Here is a 17,755-nt window from a genome sequence, read left to right as displayed (position 1 = left end):
GGTGGACCGGATACGCAATCTGTTCCGGTCACCGGCCGGTATCCCTGAAAGGCAGCGACAGCCACCTGCTACTTGGGGGAACATAGCTGTAATATAACTCCTGACCCACTTGTCAGCCAGCAACTGAATAACAGCCTGAACCATGACACAGCTTAGTCAGATCTATCTCGTTATGCTACTGATAACGACACTTTCCGGGTGCACGACAGTGGGCTATTACAGCCAGGCGGTCAGTGGTCATCTGTCGCTGATGATGTCCACGCAACCGGTAACCGAATTGCTGGACGCACCGTCAACGCCACCTCAACTAAAACAGAAACTCAGCGTGGCCAACGATGCCCGCGAGTTTGCCGAAAACCGGCTGGCGCTGCCCGTAGGCGACGCTTTTTCAACTTACGCGGAACTCGGGCGCCCCTGGGTCATCGTCAATCTGGTGGCGGCGCCGGAGTTCTCCCTCGAGGCACACCGGTGGTGTTACCCGGTGATAGGCTGCCAGTCCTACCGCGGTTACTACCAGCTTGAAAAGGCTCGCAAGGAAGAGCAGTCATTCATTGACGATGGCTATGATACCTTCATCGGTGGTGTGACCGCCTACTCTACCCTGGGCTGGTTTGACGACCCGTTGCATACCGGTTTCACATCTCTGCCTGACAACCGCATGGTCGCCCTGATGTTTCATGAACTGGCTCATCGCGTGGTTTACATTGACGACGATACGGCCTTCAACGAGAGCTTTGCAACTGCCGTGGAACTGGAGGGCCTGAGGTTGTGGCTGGAACAGCGGGATGACCGGGAAGGGTTCCGGAGCGCCCTGGCGCGCCTGCAGCACCGCAGTCAGACCCTGACGCTGGTCGAGACGGCATCCGCGCAACTGGAGACGCTCTATGCGCAACGGGGCACATTGCCAGAAACTGAACTCCGGCAGCGAAAGGCACAGGTATTCGAACAGCTTCAGGACAACTATCGGGCACGGTCAGAAGACTGGGAGCAACCAGGCCCCCTCGGTGAAGACCCACAAGAGCTGAACAACGCCAACCTGGCCCTCTTCAGTCAGTACAACCAGTATGTGCCAGCCTTCAGACAGCTGATCCGGGAGAAAGAAACCGACTTCGCGGCCTTCTACCGGGCAGTGGAAGCCCTATCAAGGCAACCGGAAGAATCCCGCCGACAAACCCTTGACCAATTAGGCCAGCGCTTTCACGAAGACCTTTGAGTTTCTCTGGGTGTTGTAGGACGCCAGTTTAAGCCCCGGCAGCTCTCGCACGGTCGATGGCTGGAAACCACGCTCCCGGAACCAGTGCTCGGTCTGCGTGGTCAGTGCAAACAAGCGCTGGATACCCTGCCCCTTGGCAAGCTTCTCGATCATAGCCAGAATCTCATCCCCACGGCCGGCGCGGCGGTAGGCCTGATCCACGGCGAAACAGGACAGTTCAGCGGCACTCTCATCGGGATAGTGATAAATCGCCGCACACCCCACTATCGTGCCGTCGCGCTCAGCCACCACAAAACTGCCAATATCCGTTTCCAGCATTTCCCGGGAGCGCCGCACCAGGACGCCCTGCTCCTCCAGCGGCTGGATCAGCCCCAGTATGCCACCAATGTCCTCCACCCTGGCCTGACGAACCTGCTCGTAGTTATCACTGCTGACCAGGGTTCCGGAGCCATCACGGGTGAACAGTTCCTCCAGCAATGCGCCATCATCCACATAGCTGATGATGTGAGCCCGGCGCACCCCCCTGACACAGGCATCACAGGCAGCCCGCAGCAAATCTCCGTCATGGCCCTGAACCATGCCCGCCGCCAGCCGGTCCGAAGCCTGCCGGGCGGACAGCTCACGCATCAGCTGGCCATCGTCGTCCAGCAGCCCCTGGTTCTCGGTATACATAATCAGCTTTTCAGCCTGCAGCGCAGCGGCTACCTGGCCCCCGACATCTTCGTAGGACAGGTTGAAGGCATCACCCGTGGGCGAATACCCGAGCGGCGGCAACAGTACTATATGCCCCAGCTCCAGCAGCTTCTCGATGCCAGCGACATCCACCCGACGCACCCGTCCGGTGTGGCCGAAATCGATCCCGTCCAGAACACCCACGGGCCGCGCGGTCACGTAATTGCCACTACTTACCCGAATTCGCGCGTTATGCATGGGCGAATTAACGAGCCCCATGGACAACTGGCTCTCCAGAAATGCGCGCAAGCCACCGATAGCTTCCAGCACCAGTGGTAACTGCTGCTCTGGTGTTACTCTCAAGCCACGGTGAAAGCTGGATTCCTCCTGTGCACTATCCAAACGTGTTTGAATCTGAGGCCTCGCACCAAAGGCCACGACAAGACGTATTCCCAGACTGCTGAGCAACGCAATATCATGAATAATATTGATCAGATTGCCGTGAGCGATAGCATCACCCCCTATGGTCAAAACCACTGTACGACCACGGTGAGCGTTAATGTAGGGCGATGAGTGGCGAAATCCGTGCAACCATTCGTTCGATTTCAAACTCTTCTCCTGCGCGCCTTCAGCTTTTAAACCATCCGGGTGTTGGCGGGGAGCTCTCCCAAAACACGCCCGTGAATACGTCTCTGTAGGGCTCGGTCGCGCCATCCATGGCGCTCCACGGTTTTGGGAAAGCTCCCCGCCAACACCCTCGTTATACTTTTGCGCTGCCTACTTGGGGATTAAAGGCAGAACTCTTTGATTAATCCCTTAAGGATTCGTACCGCCGGGTCCAGCTGGGACAATTCGAGAAACTCATCGGGTTGATGGGCTTGGTCGATGTAGCCGGGGCCCATAACCAGGGTTTCCAGTCCCAGTTTCTGCAACCAGGGTGCTTCCGTTGCAAAGGCGACCGCCTCTGCGGTGTGGCCCGTGAGTTTTTCGCAGGCCCTCACCAGTTCCGCATCGGCCGGCGTTTCGAATGGAGGAACGCCATCGAACAACGGCTCAAACTCCATCGAAAGCTCGCGGCTTTTGGCCAGTGGCTGCAGTTTGTGCAGGATCTCCTGGCGCAGTCCATTCATATCCATTCCCGGCAGCGGTCGCAGGTCGAAATGCAATTCGCAGCGGGCGCAGATGCGGTTGGGGTTGTCGCCGCCGTGGATGCAGCCCAGGTTCATGGTGGGTACCTGCACCTTGAAGTTGGGGTTGCTGTATTTCGCCTGCCAGCCGGCGCGCAAGGACAGCAGCTCGCCCAACGCCTCGTGCATACCCTCCATAGCGTTGCGACCCAGGGACGGATCCGAGGAGTGGCCGGACTGGCCCTCGAACACCAGGCGCTCCATCATGATGCCTTTGTGCATGCGCACAGGTTTAAGGCCGGTGGGCTCGCCAATCACCGCATAGCGGCCCTTGGGCCGGCCAGCTTCTGCCAATGCGCGGGCGCCGTTCATGGAGCTTTCTTCATCAGCCGTGGCAAGGATGATCAGCGGTTGTTTCAGTTCCTCACCCACGAAGGCCTTGGCCGCTTCGATTGCCAACGGAAAAAACCCTTTCATGTCACAGGTGCCCAGACCGTACCAGCGGTCGTCCCGCTCGGTCAGGGTAAACGGGTCGCTTTGCCAGCGTTTGTCGTCAAACGGCACAGTGTCCGTATGGCCTGAAAGCACCAGGCCACCCGGGCCGCTGCCCAGGGTAGCAATCATATTGTACTTGCCGGGCATTCCCGGAACTTCAAGTAGCTCGACGCTAAAACCCATGGGCTTCAGCCATTCTGCCAGGGTGCGGACCACCGGCTCGTTGGTCTGGTCCCATTCCGCAGAGGCACTGCTGATCGAAGGCTGGGAAATCAGCTTCGTCAGCATTTCACGAATGCCGGGCAGATGTTGTGTGGATCCGGACATATACAGTACTCCGCCCCGTTTCCGGGCTAGCGGGCCTGACCTCGACGCCAGACCTCAAAAGTTGCAATCAGTCGAATGGCAATGGGATAGGCAACCTCGCCACCATTGGTCAGCCGCGCGATTTCTATTCGCGAGTCACCTACGTTTACCAGGCGACCTTCCACAACATTACCATTCTCCAGGGTGACTCTCACCGTCCGTCCAAGCCAGGATTCGGCATCGGCTTTGTCGGCGGAATTCCATCCGGCAACAATGTCGGCACTGCCATCACCGTTATCACCACTGACAACCGGCTCCAGCATGGCTTCCGGCTGTTCCGGCAACTCCGGCTCTATGCGAGTCAAATAGACATCCGGCACTTCCGAGCGGTTATAACGAACATTCAGACCCGCTTCCCCGGTTTCCTCGTCATCCTTCACGGGCACACCCCACACCGGAGCAGACGGGTCCACTTCCAGAGTAAGCTCACCACCTTCGGTCAGCCACTGACGATAGAGTGCGAGCAACTGGTCACTGGCGCTGAAACCGCGGGCCCTGAGTGCGTCACTGAAAGCATCCATAACGATGCTGGTCCATTCGCCGGTCTCCACTCCGGACTCGCGGGAACAATAGGCTGCCACCCTGCGCATCAGGCCACCGTCCCGCAACGTTACCGTCATCGCGGACGTAGTGGAGTCGACAATGCCCCACAGATCCTGGGGATTGAGCCGTGCACCGGGCCAATCCATTTCCACACTGCCGGCATTGACGGTCGTCAGTTCCCCGTAAACACCATCACCGCCCTGGAGCAGGAGCGCCTCTCCAGACACACCAGAGACCCCGAGCCGGAGCAAGTCGCCGCTACCCAGCTGCTGGCGATGATCGGGACCACAAACGGGTGAAAACAGGGCCGGCGTCATGTCACTGCCGGCGGTGACCCAGTTGCGGAACATGTTGGCATCCAGCACCAGGCGCAAGTTCTCGGCCTGCAGCGACCAGTGGCGAGGAAGGTCCGACGGATCCAGCAGCGCGCTGAGCAACACCAGTGGGGAGCCTGCGTTGAACATCAGACGGTCGAACTCCACGGGCCGGGTCAGACGGAAATCCTGATAACTGCCATTGCCCAGCACCAGCCGACCTTCGATTCCGGAACGGATCTCCCCCCGATCAATCACGCCAACGTCTTCCACCGCCTTGCGGGCTTCGGCAAGTCTCTGATCCGCCAGCCACCAGACCGCCCCCTTAAACAACAGATAGCCAATCAGGGCCAGTACAACCACAAAGGTGAGCAGGCGCTTCATCAGTCGGTCCTCCCGGAAGATGCGATCAGTTACGGGAAATCAATGTACCCACACCTTCATCGGTAAAGATTTCCAGCAACGTTGCGTGGGCCACACGACCGTCGATAATATGGGAGGAACGAACGCCGTTTTCCACCGCGTTCAGGGCACAGCGAATCTTAGGAAGCATGCCGCCATGGATGGTGCCGTCCTCAATCAATTCATTGACCTGTTTCGCGGTCAAGCCGGTCAGCACCTTGCCGTCCTTGCTCTTGAGTCCGGAGACGTTGGTCAGCAGGATCAGCTTTTCGGCCTTCATGGCTTCCGCCACCTTACCGGCAACCAGATCCGCATTGATGTTGTAAGAGGTACCGTCAGGACCTACACCAATGGGCGCAATCACCGGAATCACATTGCTGCGGGTAAGCATTTCGATAACGTCGACGTTCACGCTGTCGACTTCTCCGACATGACCAATATCGATGATCTCCGGGCGCTCGAGCTCGGGGGAACGATTCATGACTTCCAACTTGCGGGCGCGGATCAGGTTGGCATCCTTGCCCGTCAGGCCCACGGCGGTGCCGCCGTGTGAGTTAATCAGGGAGACGATCTGCTTGTTCACCTGGCCACCCAGCACCATTTCCACCACGTCCATGGTCTGACTATCGGTGACGCGCATGCCGTTCACGAAATTAGACTTGATGTTGAGGCGCTCCAGCAATTCACCAATCTGTGGTCCGCCACCGTGAACCACAATGGGATTGATACCCACGAGTTTCATCAGCACCACATCTCTGGCGAAGCTGCTTTTCAGCTCCTCGTTTTCCATGGCGTTGCCGCCGTACTTGATTACTACTGTCTTGCCGGTAAACCGCTGAATATAGGGCAGGCCCTTGCTCAGTACTGCTGCCACCTGCATTGCTGTTTCACGATCCAGAGCCATTCACATTGCCTTGTTAGTCAAAAATCCAATAATGGGTTTTGCGATTATTCCAGAGCCTTCAGAAGTCCGCGACAAGATCCGGCGCCACTTTCTGCAGCTGTTCCCGGAAAACAGCCTTGATGCGCTCCAGTGCTTCCTCCGTTTCGGCCTCGAAGCGCAGCACCAGAACCGGCGTGGTGTTGGAAGCACGGCACAGTCCCCAGCCATCGGTGTATTCCACACGAATACCGTCAATAGTGCTGATATTGGCCTCGCCAAAGCTGCCCTCTTTCGCGAGGCGCTCCATCAACTCGAACTTGGTCTCTTCCGACACACTCACATTCAGCTCCGGCGTGCTGATATCCTCGGGGAAATCCTCGAAGACCTCGTCACAATGACGGTCCTCGATACCGAGGATTTCCAGCAGCCTGGCGGCGGAGTACAGGCCATCATCAAAGCCCAGCCAGCGCTCACCGAAGAAAATGTGGCCACTCATCTCGCCGGCTAACAGCGCCCCGGTTTCCTTCATTTTCGCTTTCATCAGGGAATGGCCGGATTTCCACATGATCGGCCGCCCACCGGCCTCGGAAATCACCCCTGCCAGGCGGCGGCTGCATTTCACGTCATAAAGCACATCGGCACCCGGATTGCGCGAAACCACATCGCGGGCAAAGAGCATCAGCAGCCGATCAGGCCAGATAATCTTGCCAGTGTTGGTCACCACGCCCAGGCGGTCGCCATCGCCGTCGAAGGCCAGCCCGATGTCTGCGCCTTCAGACTTCACCCGTTCAATCAGATCCACCAGGTTTTCGGGCTTGCCGGGGTCCGGGTGGTGATTGGGAAAGTCGCCATCCACTTCGCAGTAAAGTGGAATCACTTCGCAGCCCAGTTCCTCAATCAGTAGCGGCCCCAGCTCACCCGCGATGCCGTTGCCGGCATCCAGAACGACCTTGAGGGGAGCCGCAACCGCGATGTCGCCGACTATGCGGTCCAGGTATGCCCGGCGCACGTCTTCCGAGGACTGGCCGCCATGACCGCTGGCAAAATCACCGGTACGGATTCGCTGCAACAGGTTCTGGATGGCCTCACCGGACAGGGTTTCACCCCCCAGCATGATTTTGAGACCGTTGTAATTGGCCGGATTGTGGCTGCCAGTCACCATGACCCCGGAACCAGTGCCCAATTCATGGGTTGCAAAATAGAGCACGGGTGTTGGTACCGCCCCTACATGGACAACGTTGCATCCGGTTGCCATAACACCCCGGGCGAGGGCATCAGCCAGTTCTGGGCTGGAATGACGCCCATCATAGCCGATACACAGGCTGTCCACACCACGCGCTATGGCTTCGCTGCCGATAGCCTGACCGATCACCGTCACGATATCGGGCGTCAGGGTCTCGTCAACGATACCGCGGATGTCATAGGCCCGGAAAATGGTGTCGGAAACCTCGGCTTCCGGCAGATGCACCTCTTCCACGTCCGGCGTATCGTCTGTGCCACCGGACCCACCAAAGCCCAGCACATCGTCGTCACCGTCCAGCATGTCGATATCGAGCATGTCCTTGTCCTGGAACAGGGGCTCGTCGGCAGCGGGCTTCGTTGCCTGTCCACCTTTGCCCGCCTTCGGACGCACAGATTCAGCGGCCTTGGCCACACGTTTTTCCACCACCTGGGACAGTCGGTGAAGCACCTCAGCGGTCGACGCCACCATGTCCCACTTCAGCGTGGGTGGTTTTATCCTTTCACCACCAAATACTTTGTGGGCCCACTGGATCAGCACCGTGACATCCTGCCGCAGCCCTCTCTGGGCATTACCAAGAAGCAGCCAGACAACAATGCCAGCAATCAGTGCGGGGACAAAAACAAGGATGATCGCCAGCGTGCTGTTGAAAAGCGGGGTGGGTGCCGAAGCGGGCCTGTACTGCAATTCCCAGTCCGGGTTGGCAAGGTCACGCGTCTGAACCGGCCCATTGCCACTGCCCTGACTGACAATGGTGCGACTTGATCCGCTGACGGATTGCACCAGCGAGAACTGCCCTCCCAGTTCCTCGTTAACGCCAGACATCAGTGGTTGCAACTGCTCGGTGCTGAAAACCATCAGTACACTGCCGGCGACAGCACGACTCTGGGGGTTACGAACCGGGGCAGCCATCTGCAGGTACCACTGGCCGTTACGCGGAAAGGCATCCGGATAGAGTCTCTGGCCGGTTTCAGCCCGCCGCGCCAGATCAAGACCGGCGAAGCCCAGTGTAGGTGCGCTGGCACTGCGAGGAATATCATCGTAGGGGAACAGGTAAACCGCTTCGATCCCTGGCAGCGTACCAACAAGCTCCGAGGCTGCATCGTCAGTGGATGATTCACCACGCAGTGCAGCCAGCACATGATCCTGCGCGGCTATACCTTCCACTGCAGACTGAAGCAACGAAAGCTGTTGGTTAATCCTGACCGCAGCCGTGTCGGCCTCCAGGGCGGCCTGGATTTCATAGCGACGGGATTCGGAAGGAGCAGCAAACAGAAAATAAAGCAGGGCTGCCGACACAGCCCCTGCCAGGACAACGACCAGAGCCTGGCTGACAGAAACGGAACTCAGCCGTTTATGCTGAGGACCACCCGCCGACTTCTTGTCTTTGCTCTGTTTTTTTGCCTGCTCCCTGTCTGGATTCTTGTCAGGTGCAGCCTCATCAGAGTTCTTCTTTTTGCCAAGCCTCATAGTCCATCCTGCTGGTGTTATATTCGCCCGGATTCTTCATTTATCAGGGAAGTATAGACCCTGAACACTGTTCTGCGTCTGCAACCTCAACGGGTCCCTGTTGATCCAAACCCGCCGTCTCCGCGCTGGCTGGCATCAAAAGCAGGCACCACTTCAAAGTCTGCCTGCACCACCGGCACCAGAACCAGCTGGGCAATACGTTCACCAACCTCGACAGTGAATTCGGATTGCCCGCGATTCCAGCAGGACACCATCAGCTCACCCTGGTAATCAGAGTCGATGAGGCCCACCAGGTTGCCCAATACAATGCCATGCTTGTGCCCCAGTCCGCTGCGGGGAAGAATCATTGCTGCCAGTGACGGGTCGGCGATGTGTATTGAAAGGCCGGTTTTGATCAGTTCAGTCTGCCCCGGCTTCAGGGTAAGAGGCTCATCAATGCACGCCCTCAGATCAAGACCGGCCGAGCCTTCGGTAGCATAGTGGGGAAACGGCACTGTATTGCCAATACGGTCGTCCAGAATGCGTACCTGAAACGTTTTTCGGGTCATCGATATTCCTTGTCAGAAAGCCCCGGTCGGGCCAGCATTGTCGGTAAGTTGTTCGGCAATCAGGGCAATCAGCCGTTGTGCAAGAACCGCCTTGGGAGCGGGGCCGATGGACTGACGTCCCTGGGACCAGAGGACAGTGACGGCATTATCGTCACTGTTGAACCCGAGCCCCGGCGCCGAAACGTCGTTGGCCACGATCATATTGAGCTTTTTCCGTGTCAGTTTGTCGAGGGCATAGTGCTCAACGTCGCGAGTTTCCGCGGCGAAGCCAACGGTAAACGGTGCATCCTCCCGGGCCGCTATGGTGGCAAGAGTATCAGGGTTGCGCACCAGCGACAGGTTCATACTTTCGTCCGATTTCTTGATCTTGTCACCGGCACAGCTATCCGGACGGTAATCCGCTACCGCCGCTGTGGCAATAAACAGGTCACAGCCTTCGTCAACTGCCCGTCCGGCCTCTTGCAACATGTCCTGTGCCGTCATTACCCCGCGGACCTCCACACCGGCAGGCTGGGAAATGGACACGGGGCCGCTGACCAGGATCACCTCTGCACCGGCTGCCCGGGCTGCAGCAGCAAGGGCATACCCCATTTTTCCAGAACTGTGATTGCTGATATAACGCACCGGATCGATGGGCTCACGGGTGGGGCCCGCTGTAATAATGACACGCCTGCCCGAAAGCGCGCCCTGGGCATTGCCGTCAACCAGATCATGCAGCGCAGCGGGCTCCAGCATTCTACCCGGACCCGTATCACCACAGGCCTGCGCGCCCTGGTCGGGGCCCCACAGGCAGATCTGTGGGTCCGACTCCAGCAGAGCAATATTGCGCTGAGTGCGGCCATTACTCCACATTGCCTGGTTCATCGCCGGTGCCACCGCGATCGGCGCCTCCGTTGCGCAACACAAAGTGGTCAGCAAATCATCCGCCATCCCCTGGGCCAGGCGTGCGATGAAGTCCGCTGAAGCAGGCGCAATCACTATCTGATCTGCCCATTTCGCCAGTTCGATATGCCCCATGCCCGACTCTGCTTCCGGATCCAGCAATGACGTCCTGACCGGCTCGCCACTGAGCGCCTGGAATGTCAGTGGTGTAACAAAGGCTTCCGCGCCGCGGGTCATCACCACCCGCACCTCATGGCCGGATTTCTTCAATAGCCGGACCAGCTCCGCACTCTTGTAGGCGGCAATACCACCGGTCACGCCCAACAGGATTCGTTTAACGGCCATAAAGGCTCCGTGTCCGTCACAATATGAAAGGCTTATACGATAGCATGCCAGCACGCTGCCGGCAGCCTGTCCGGCATGGTAGAATTCTGTCGGGAACGCAAGCGCAGGAAGCGCAGACAACCACGGAAAGGATTCAACCCATGCCCAATACCGACTGGCCAAGCGACGAACGACCCAGAGAGCGACTGTTAGCCCACGGCGTCGGAAGCCTGTCCGACGCGGAGCTACTGGCCATTTTTCTTCGCACCGGCACTCCCGGCATGCCAGTGATGGCGCTGGCACGTCATTTAACAGAGACCTTCGGCGGCCTGCGTGGCCTGATGACCGCCTCTCAACGGCAATTCTGCGACGTTAAAGGCCTGGGCACAGCAAAGTACGCCCAGGTACAGGCTGCCATGGAAATGGCCCGCCGGGTGATGGATGAGCCTCTCCGCCAGGGCGACCCACTACGCTCCCCGGAAGATACCCGCCGCTTTCTATGCAGCCGCCTTGGCACCTACCCCCACGAGGTTTTCTCGGGGCTGTTCCTCGACAACCGTCACCGGGTAATCCAGTACCGGGAATTGTTCCGGGGCACCATAGACGGTGCGGCGGTCTATCCCAGGGAAGTGGTCAGGCAGGCCCTGGAATTCAACGCGGCGGCGGTCATATTCGCCCATAATCACCCCTCCGGTGTTGCGGAACCCAGCCAGGCGGATATTTCCCTGACCAGACGGCTGAAGGAAGCGCTGGGGCTGGTGGATATCAGGGTTCTTGACCATATGGTTGTTGGCCATGGTGAGGTAATATCGCTTGCTGAACGGGGGCTGATGTAAGCCAGCGCGGATTTCATCGGAAAACTGACCAAATTCCCAACAATTTTTTGCGTTGGGGCGGCAGTTCTGGTATAAAAGCGTCCCTTTACTGGCGGCGTCTGGCGGGCAGCGTGTAATTTTAAAACGCAGGTAGCGACCAGAGACGCAATTAAACGAATTAAATACGCATTTTCAGGACCAAAGCTCAGGTCGGAGGCAAGTATGTCCAGAGTCTGTCAGGTTACCGGTAAGCGACCGGTCACCGGTAACAACGTTTCTCACGCGATGAACCACTCACGTCGTCGTTTCCTGCCCAATCTGCAGAGTCATCGCTTCTGGGTTGAGTCAGAGAAGCGTTTCGTAAAGCTGCGTGTATCCACCAAGGGTATGCGTGTTATCGATAAAAAAGGCATTGACGCTGTGCTGGCCGATATTCGTGCCCGCGGCGAGAAATTTTAAGGAGCCGCATCATGCGCGAGAAAATCAAGCTGGTTTCATCAGCAGGTACTGGTCACTTCTACACGACCAACAAGAACAAGCGTAACACCCCGGAAAAAATCGAGATCAAAAAATACGATCCGGTTGTCCGCAAGCATGTTGCGTACAAGGAAGCCAAGATCAAGTAAGATCCTGGTGACCGAAAGAACCCGGCCATGGCCGGGTTTTTTTATGCCCGGAGTTTGTGCCTAGAAGGTTTCGAGATAACCCTGCGGCAGCTTGATGTCCATCGCGATTGGCAGATGATCCGACACCGGATAACTGACCACCTCCGAGCGCCGGATCTCCAGGCTCGGGCTCACCAGAATGTGATCCAGTGCCCGCTCCGGGCGCCAGCTGGGAAAACTATGGGCAGTATCCGGCAAGGGCACCAGATTGGAATGCTTCAACGGAGAATTGCTAAGCAGCTGCTCCGCATGATTGTTGAGATCGCCCATCAGAACCACGTGCTGATACTCGGAAATCAGTTCCTGGATGTAAGCCAGTTGCCGCTGTTGCGCCGCCTTGCTAAGGGACAGGTGCATCATTACCAGCACCAATGGATCTTCCTCTACCCCGTAACGGGCAACAATGGCACCCCGCCCCGGGATCAGCCCTGGTAATCGGTGCTCTGTCACATCCAAAGGTTTATAGCGGCTCAGCAGGCCATTACTGTGCTGTGCCAACTGTCCAAGATTGCGATTAAGCTGCTGGTACCAATAAGGGATACCCGACGCCTCCGCCAGATACTGCACCTGATTGATATATCCGCTACGCAAACTGCCTCCGTCGCACTCCTGGAGCGCTACCACATCATAGTTACTGAGTAGCGTGGCGATGCGGTCCAGATTCTGGTTGCGTTTGCTGTGAGGGAGAAAATGCTGCCAGCTGCGGGTGAGATAGTGACGGTAAGAAGAAGTATTGATGCCAACCTGGATATTGAACGTCAGCAGCCGGATGTGGCGGTGAGCCTCGAATTCCGGAACATGATCATCACCAGAACAGGTCCCGCGGGGGCCATTGGATGATTTGAGAATACCATTCAGCTGCTTGCGAATACGGTTATACATTGTGATGGCAGCTCTTACTCAGGGCCTGGCCCGGCTCATAAACAGCAACCGGGCCTGAGCAATTACTCGTCCTGGCCTTCGCGCTCTTGCTCAACCAGGTAATCGACAACCTCAAGTACCTCTTCATGACCGCCGGCCATTGAGGCGGTGATCCGATACTTGCCATTAACAATCATAGTCGGTGTGCCGGTCACGCGCGCGCCCCGAATCTTGGACTGGGCCTGCTGCATTTTTGCGTTCACACCAAAACTGTTGTAATTCTTGAGAAATTCCTCGCCATCGACACCGTGATTGGCTACGAAGCCCGCCAGAGCTTCACCGGAGTTGAGGGGGCGGCGTTCACCTGCCAGTGCCTCGAACAGGGCATCATGCACCTTATCAAGTTCACCCATGGTTTCCAGCGCGTAAAAAGCCTTGGCGTGAGGCTCCCAGGAGCTACCCAGTGCAGCAGGAATCTTCACATAGTTGACGTCGTCCGGGCGGTCCTCTGCCCAGTTCTCAATAAGTGGTTTGAACGTGTAGCAGTGCGGGCAGCCGTACCAGAACACTTCAGCTACTTCGATACCGCTGTCACTCGCTGTTCTTACCTGGCTGTCCAACTCCTGATAGTGCTTACCCGCTTCCCAGGGGGCTGCGTTGGCCTGCACCACGAAGGACATGGCCAGAATGGACAGTGCGGCGTTCCGGATTATTCCGATCATTCATTATCTCCGGTTATCAAGTTGGACGATTTGAAGGGATTATGACCCAGCAGACATGAAAAGTTCCACAGGCGACGGATTAAAGAGCAGCAACCAACAAAAAACCCCGCCAGCCGCGGGGTTTTTGAAAAGCCAGAACCAATCAGTTGAGGCCGGAAACGTAACTCGATACCGCTTCGATTTCCGCGTCGGTCAATTTGGCGGCAACATCCATCATGATGGATGCGTTCTGCCCACCTGCGCGTTCACCGTCGCGATAGGCCTTGAGCTGTTTACCGACATATTCGGCGGTCTGGCCGCTGAGCCTTGGGTAGCCGGCAGGTTCGTTGCCTATGCCACGAGGGCTGTGGCAACCGGCGCATGCGGGAACACCAGAAGCCATATTGCCGCCCCGGTAGAGAGCCTTACCTTGATCAACCAGATCAGGATCGGCCTGTGCCACACCGATGTCCTGCTCATTGAAGTAGGCAGCAAGATCCTGAAGGTCCTGGTCTGACATGTCGTCCAGCAGCCCCGTCATTTCTGCAATCTCACGATCCTTATCCTTGATAAGCACCAGCTGCTGATACAGATATTTTTCACCAATACCGGAAAGCTTGGGGTAAACAGCCATCACCGGCTTTGCTCCGCCTTCGCCATGACAACCAGCACATACCGCTGCATTGGCTTCGCCTGCTTCAGGATCTCCTGCCCCGTGAGCCATCGCTGTGAGGCCAACACCGAGAACAACTCCTGCGATCAGTTTCTTCATGCTCGCTCCGCTTCTCTCATCCAAAAGTATTCTTCGTTATGCAGCCGGCAGGCACTGGCCCGAAAGGCACAAACCGGGGCTGGTCAGCAGCAACGCTCGGCGTGCTGCCCGGATTTGGTGTAGCATTATACATTAATCCCCGATAACTGAAATCCAATAGGAATATCAACACCCGTGTCATCTGACCTGACTCAAAAAAGCATCTCTTTCAACAGTGCCCGATTTCTGACCAGCGCCTCCCGCCTGGAAGAGTGTCCGCCGGACCATGGCGCCGAAGTAGCCTTTGCCGGCCGCTCCAACGCTGGCAAATCCAGTGCCATCAATTGCATTACCGCCAATGGCAAGCTGGCTCGTACCAGTAAAACCCCGGGGCGCACCCGCCTGATCAACTTTTTCTCCCTCAACAGGGAAAACTGTCGGCTGGTGGATTTGCCCGGCTACGGCTACGCCAAAGTCTCCCGCGACATGAAGGACGATTGGCAGAAGCACCTGGGCCATTACCTGAACGACCGCCGCTGCCTGCGGGGGCTGGTTCTGGTCATGGACATCCGGCACCCGCTGACCGATTTCGATCAAATGATGGTGGAATGGTGTGAACATAACAACCTCCCGCTGATGATTCTCGCCACCAAGGCCGACAAGCTGAAATTTGGTCAGGCCAAGACGGCAATGCTAAACATCGCGAGGAAGCTGGAAGGGGTTGGGTGCCTGCATCACCTGGTCATGTTCTCTGCCACTTCGAAGCGAGGCGTTGACGAATCCCGGGATGCGCTCACACAGTGGCTGGAGGATAACGAGCCGGAATCGCTGTAACAATCGTCAGCCCAAAAAAAGCCGGCCTGCATAGACAGGCCGGTGAAACGTCAGGGTTTGCGACGTGCTAAAACCTGAGAACTCACTCAGGCGACACCGTGAATGTCCGAATTCCCGATGTCACATGTAAAGACACGCCAATTGATCAAAAGTTCCGCAATGTCTGATCTGATCGACAACCTTCGCCTGATGCGTCTGCAGACTCTGGCAGACTTGGACGGTATTTTTCCCGCAATGCCATCACCTGCTCCCGATAATCCGCCGTCAGATAGGGAATCTCCAGCGTGAGCACCTGGTAAATGCCCTGCTTCAACTCTTTAAGGGTCAGGCTGGTCGACTCATCAAGGGCATGGGCAGTTTTCAGGAAGGCCATCCAGTTGGTGATAACCAGCCATACGTTCAGCGACATCGCCGAACGCAGCTCTTCAGGCTGAGGCTGGATAATTCCCGCCTCTGCCAGCTTCTCGAAAATCCGGCTGATTGCGACCAGGCAACGATTGGTGAATTCGCGATAGTCCTGCCGCAGGCGACGGTCACTGTCGAGCAGGTACTCCAGGTCCCGGTGGAAAAAACGGTAACTCCACAGTCCGTCGAACACCGACTCAAGGTAAAACGTCAGGTCTTCGAGGGTGATAGACCGGTCTTCCGGGATATCCAGGTAGAAGTCCACCAACTTTTCATACTCGAGAAAGATCTCGTAGATGATGTCGGACTTGTTTCGAAAGTGGTAATAAAGGTTGCCAGGCGAAATCGCCAGGTGAGCAGCAATATGATTGGTGGTGATATTGCGCTCTCCCCTTTCGTTGAAGAGCTCCAGGCTCGAAAGAAGAATCTTGTCTCGGGTTTTCATAGGCTCTGCAATGCGTTGTTGTGTGTGGGATGGCCCGATCCGCCATCCGGTCGCCTTGACTCACTAGAGTATATACTCTAATAATAGCCCCAAGCGCAAACTGAATACTTTTTCGCCAATGCGATTTCCGGCCCCGCCAGCGGGGCCGCTGACTATGAACGAGACGATGCCGGCGACGTGCCCGGCGTCGCGAGGAGAAAGCGATATGGTTGCCACCGTTGTCCAGCTGACCGAAAGCAAGAAGCAGATCCAGCATACTCACCGGGTGTTCGAGGATCAGAAGAAGGCGTTCCGCAATAATCCGATGGCGTCGCTGACCGAACGCCAGGAGAATCTGAAACGGCTCAAACGGGTGCTGATGACCAACCAGGACAAGTTGCTGGACGCCATTGACCGGGATTTCAGCTGTCGCTCCAGGGATGAGTCACTGATCGCAGAGGTCATGCCTTCCATTCAGGGTATCAACTACGCGCTGAAAAACCTCGAGAGCTGGATGAAGCCGTCCAAACGGCACGTGTCCGTTCTGTTCCAGCCGGCCAGTAATCGGGTGCATTACCAGCCCAAGGGTGTTGTGGGGGTTATCGTGCCCTGGAATTATCCTCTGTATCTGGCGGTCGGCCCGCTGGTGGCATCGTTGGCCGCTGGTAACCGCACCATGATAAAGATGTCCGAGTTCACACCTCATACCTCTGCCCTGTTCCGGGAGATCATCGAATCCGCGTTCCCGGAGGACCTGGTCAGCGTAATTAACGGTGAAGCGGACGTGGCTGCGGATTTCTCCAGCCGGCCCTTCGACCACCTTCTGTTTACCGGTTCCACGACGGTGGGCAAGCTGGTGATGCGAGCTGCATCCGAGAACCTGACTCCGGTGACCCTGGAGCTGGGCGGCAAGTCTCCAGCCATCGTCTCTCCGGACGTCCCCATGGAAGATGCCGCCCAGCGCATTGCCTTCGGTAAGGCTCTGAATGCGGGCCAGACCTGTGTGGCGCCAGACTATGTGCTGTGCCCGGCTGACCGGGTGAAGGCGTTCGTGGATGAGTACCGCGACCAGTTTGCGGCGATGTATCCGAGCTTGCGGGACAATGACGATTACACGGCTATCATCAATGAGCGCCAGTATGACCGGCTGCAGGGTTATCTTGAGGATGCCCGCGAGAAGGGCGCGGAGCTGATTGAAATCAATCCGGCGCAGGAGAACATGAAGGACGGCACTCGCAAGATGCCAATTACACTGGCTCTGAATACCACGCCGGATATGAAGATCATGCAGGATGAGATTTTCGGTCCGATTCTGCCTGTGGTGAGCTATGGCAAGCTGGATGAGGCCATCCACTTCATCAATGACCGGCCGCGTCCGCTGGCGTTGTATTTCTTCGGCTATGACAAGTCGATGCAGGAGCATGTGGTGGACAATACCCACTCCGGGGGTATGTGCATCAATGATGCGCTGATGCATGTTGCCCAGGATGACCTGCCGTTCGGTGGCGTGGGTGACTCCGGGATGGGCCACTACCATGGCAAGGAGGGCTTCCTGACGTTCTCCCACCATCGGGCGATTTTCAGCAAGCAGAAGTTCAACAGTGGCAAATTCGTGTACGCGCCGCACGGAACGACTGCCCACAAGATGATATATAAGTTGTTTATTCGGTGATTTTTTCGCCTGCTTAGCTGGGTGCGGGTCGCCGATAAGAAGGGCCGTCCGGGACCCTAAAAAACGTCCCTGTTTTTTAGGGTCCCGGACGGCCCTTCTTACCGGCTCCTGCAAACTGGGCAGAGTCTGCAGACAAAAATAAAACAGA

At 57.1% G+C, this 17,755-nt stretch carries 17 protein-coding genes; 6 read left to right on the top strand and 11 right to left on the bottom strand.

Going from position 1 to position 17,755, the window contains the following annotated elements; all coding sequences use genetic code 11:
- Positions 1-142 precede the first annotated feature (142 nt).
- Positions 143-1,213 carry an aminopeptidase gene (locus M8010_RS04160; RefSeq protein WP_250089089.1) on the top strand — a complete coding sequence of 357 codons (1,071 nt, stop codon included), beginning with the start codon at positions 143-145 and terminating at the stop codon, positions 1,211-1,213.
- Here M8010_RS04160 and argA read toward each other — a convergent pair.
- The 7 genes from argA to coaBC form a co-directional block, all read right to left on the bottom strand.
- Positions 1,184-2,494, bottom strand: a complete 1,311-nt coding sequence (argA, locus tag M8010_RS04155) for an amino-acid N-acetyltransferase (protein WP_250089088.1) — start codon at positions 2,492-2,494, stop codon at positions 1,184-1,186. The genes M8010_RS04160 and argA overlap by 30 nt on opposite strands.
- A gap of 179 nt (positions 2,495-2,673) precedes the next feature.
- The gene (gene argE, locus M8010_RS04150; RefSeq protein WP_250089087.1) at positions 2,674-3,834 is read right to left on the bottom strand and encodes an acetylornithine deacetylase; all 1,161 of its coding nucleotides are present in this window, start codon (positions 3,832-3,834) and stop codon (positions 2,674-2,676) included.
- A gap of 26 nt (positions 3,835-3,860) precedes the next feature.
- A complete protein-coding gene (locus M8010_RS04145; protein WP_250089085.1) occupies positions 3,861-5,114 on the bottom strand; it encodes an LSm family protein in 1,254 nt (417 codons plus the stop codon).
- A 25-nt stretch (positions 5,115-5,139) separates the two neighbouring features.
- Entirely contained in the window at positions 5,140-6,036 is an 897-nt protein-coding gene (gene argB / locus M8010_RS04140; RefSeq protein WP_250089084.1) for an acetylglutamate kinase, read from the bottom strand.
- A gap of 58 nt (positions 6,037-6,094) precedes the next feature.
- Positions 6,095-8,725, bottom strand: coding sequence for a phosphomannomutase/phosphoglucomutase (locus M8010_RS19930; RefSeq protein WP_284047937.1), 2,631 nt, complete (start codon positions 8,723-8,725; stop codon positions 6,095-6,097).
- Positions 8,726-8,811: 86 nt separating this feature from the next.
- The gene (gene dut / locus M8010_RS04130; protein ID WP_250089082.1) at positions 8,812-9,273 is read right to left on the bottom strand and encodes a dUTP diphosphatase; all 462 of its coding nucleotides are present in this window, start codon (positions 9,271-9,273) and stop codon (positions 8,812-8,814) included.
- A 12-nt stretch (positions 9,274-9,285) separates the two neighbouring features.
- Complete coding sequence (coaBC, locus tag M8010_RS04125; protein ID WP_250089080.1) at positions 9,286-10,500, bottom strand: bifunctional phosphopantothenoylcysteine decarboxylase/phosphopantothenate--cysteine ligase CoaBC; 1,215 nt, start codon at positions 10,498-10,500, stop codon at positions 9,286-9,288.
- A 140-nt stretch (positions 10,501-10,640) separates the two neighbouring features.
- Here coaBC and radC point away from each other — a divergent pair, with 140 nt between their 5' ends.
- The 3 genes from radC (at position 10,641) to rpmG (ending at position 11,920) form a co-directional block, all read left to right on the top strand.
- Positions 10,641-11,315 carry a RadC family protein gene (radC, locus tag M8010_RS04120; protein WP_250089079.1) on the top strand — a complete coding sequence of 225 codons (675 nt, stop codon included), beginning with the start codon at positions 10,641-10,643 and terminating at the stop codon, positions 11,313-11,315.
- A gap of 201 nt (positions 11,316-11,516) precedes the next feature.
- Positions 11,517-11,753 carry a 50S ribosomal protein L28 gene (rpmB, locus tag M8010_RS04115; protein ID WP_250089078.1) on the top strand — a complete coding sequence of 79 codons (237 nt, stop codon included), beginning with the start codon at positions 11,517-11,519 and terminating at the stop codon, positions 11,751-11,753.
- Positions 11,754-11,764: 11 nt separating this feature from the next.
- Entirely contained in the window at positions 11,765-11,920 is a 156-nt protein-coding gene (gene rpmG, locus M8010_RS04110; protein ID WP_007153739.1) for a 50S ribosomal protein L33, read from the top strand.
- Positions 11,921-11,980: 60 nt separating this feature from the next.
- On the opposite strand, the gene M8010_RS04105 is transcribed toward rpmG, so the two are convergent.
- The 3 genes from M8010_RS04105 to M8010_RS04095 all read right to left on the bottom strand — a co-directional run bounded on the left by M8010_RS04105 (position 11,981) and on the right by M8010_RS04095 (position 14,293).
- Positions 11,981-12,841 carry an endonuclease/exonuclease/phosphatase family protein gene (locus M8010_RS04105; protein ID WP_250089077.1) on the bottom strand — a complete coding sequence of 287 codons (861 nt, stop codon included), beginning with the start codon at positions 12,839-12,841 and terminating at the stop codon, positions 11,981-11,983.
- Positions 12,842-12,903: 62 nt separating this feature from the next.
- Positions 12,904-13,542, bottom strand: coding sequence for a thiol:disulfide interchange protein DsbA/DsbL (locus M8010_RS04100; RefSeq protein ID WP_250089074.1), 639 nt, complete (start codon positions 13,540-13,542; stop codon positions 12,904-12,906).
- A gap of 142 nt (positions 13,543-13,684) precedes the next feature.
- Positions 13,685-14,293, bottom strand: a complete 609-nt coding sequence (locus M8010_RS04095) for a c-type cytochrome (RefSeq protein WP_250089072.1) — start codon at positions 14,291-14,293, stop codon at positions 13,685-13,687.
- A 174-nt stretch (positions 14,294-14,467) separates the two neighbouring features.
- Between M8010_RS04095 and yihA the strand changes: the two genes are divergently transcribed.
- Positions 14,468-15,106, top strand: coding sequence for a ribosome biogenesis GTP-binding protein YihA/YsxC (yihA, locus tag M8010_RS04090; protein ID WP_250089070.1), 639 nt, complete (start codon positions 14,468-14,470; stop codon positions 15,104-15,106).
- A gap of 145 nt (positions 15,107-15,251) precedes the next feature.
- Here yihA and M8010_RS04085 read toward each other — a convergent pair whose 3' ends face one another.
- Complete coding sequence (locus M8010_RS04085) at positions 15,252-15,956, bottom strand: TetR/AcrR family transcriptional regulator (protein ID WP_250089064.1); 705 nt, start codon at positions 15,954-15,956, stop codon at positions 15,252-15,254.
- A gap of 205 nt (positions 15,957-16,161) precedes the next feature.
- On the opposite strand from M8010_RS04085, the gene M8010_RS04080 reads away from it, so the two are divergent.
- Positions 16,162-17,607 (top strand): coniferyl aldehyde dehydrogenase, encoded by a 1,446-nt coding sequence (locus M8010_RS04080; protein ID WP_250089062.1) that lies wholly within the window; start codon positions 16,162-16,164, stop codon positions 17,605-17,607.
- Positions 17,608-17,755 lie beyond the last annotated feature (148 nt).

The sequence above is a fragment of the Marinobacter sp. ATCH36 genome, assembly GCF_023555055.1.
GTDB lineage: Bacteria > Pseudomonadota > Gammaproteobacteria > Pseudomonadales > Oleiphilaceae > Marinobacter.
This window is presented reverse-complemented; position numbering and strand designations above follow the sequence as displayed.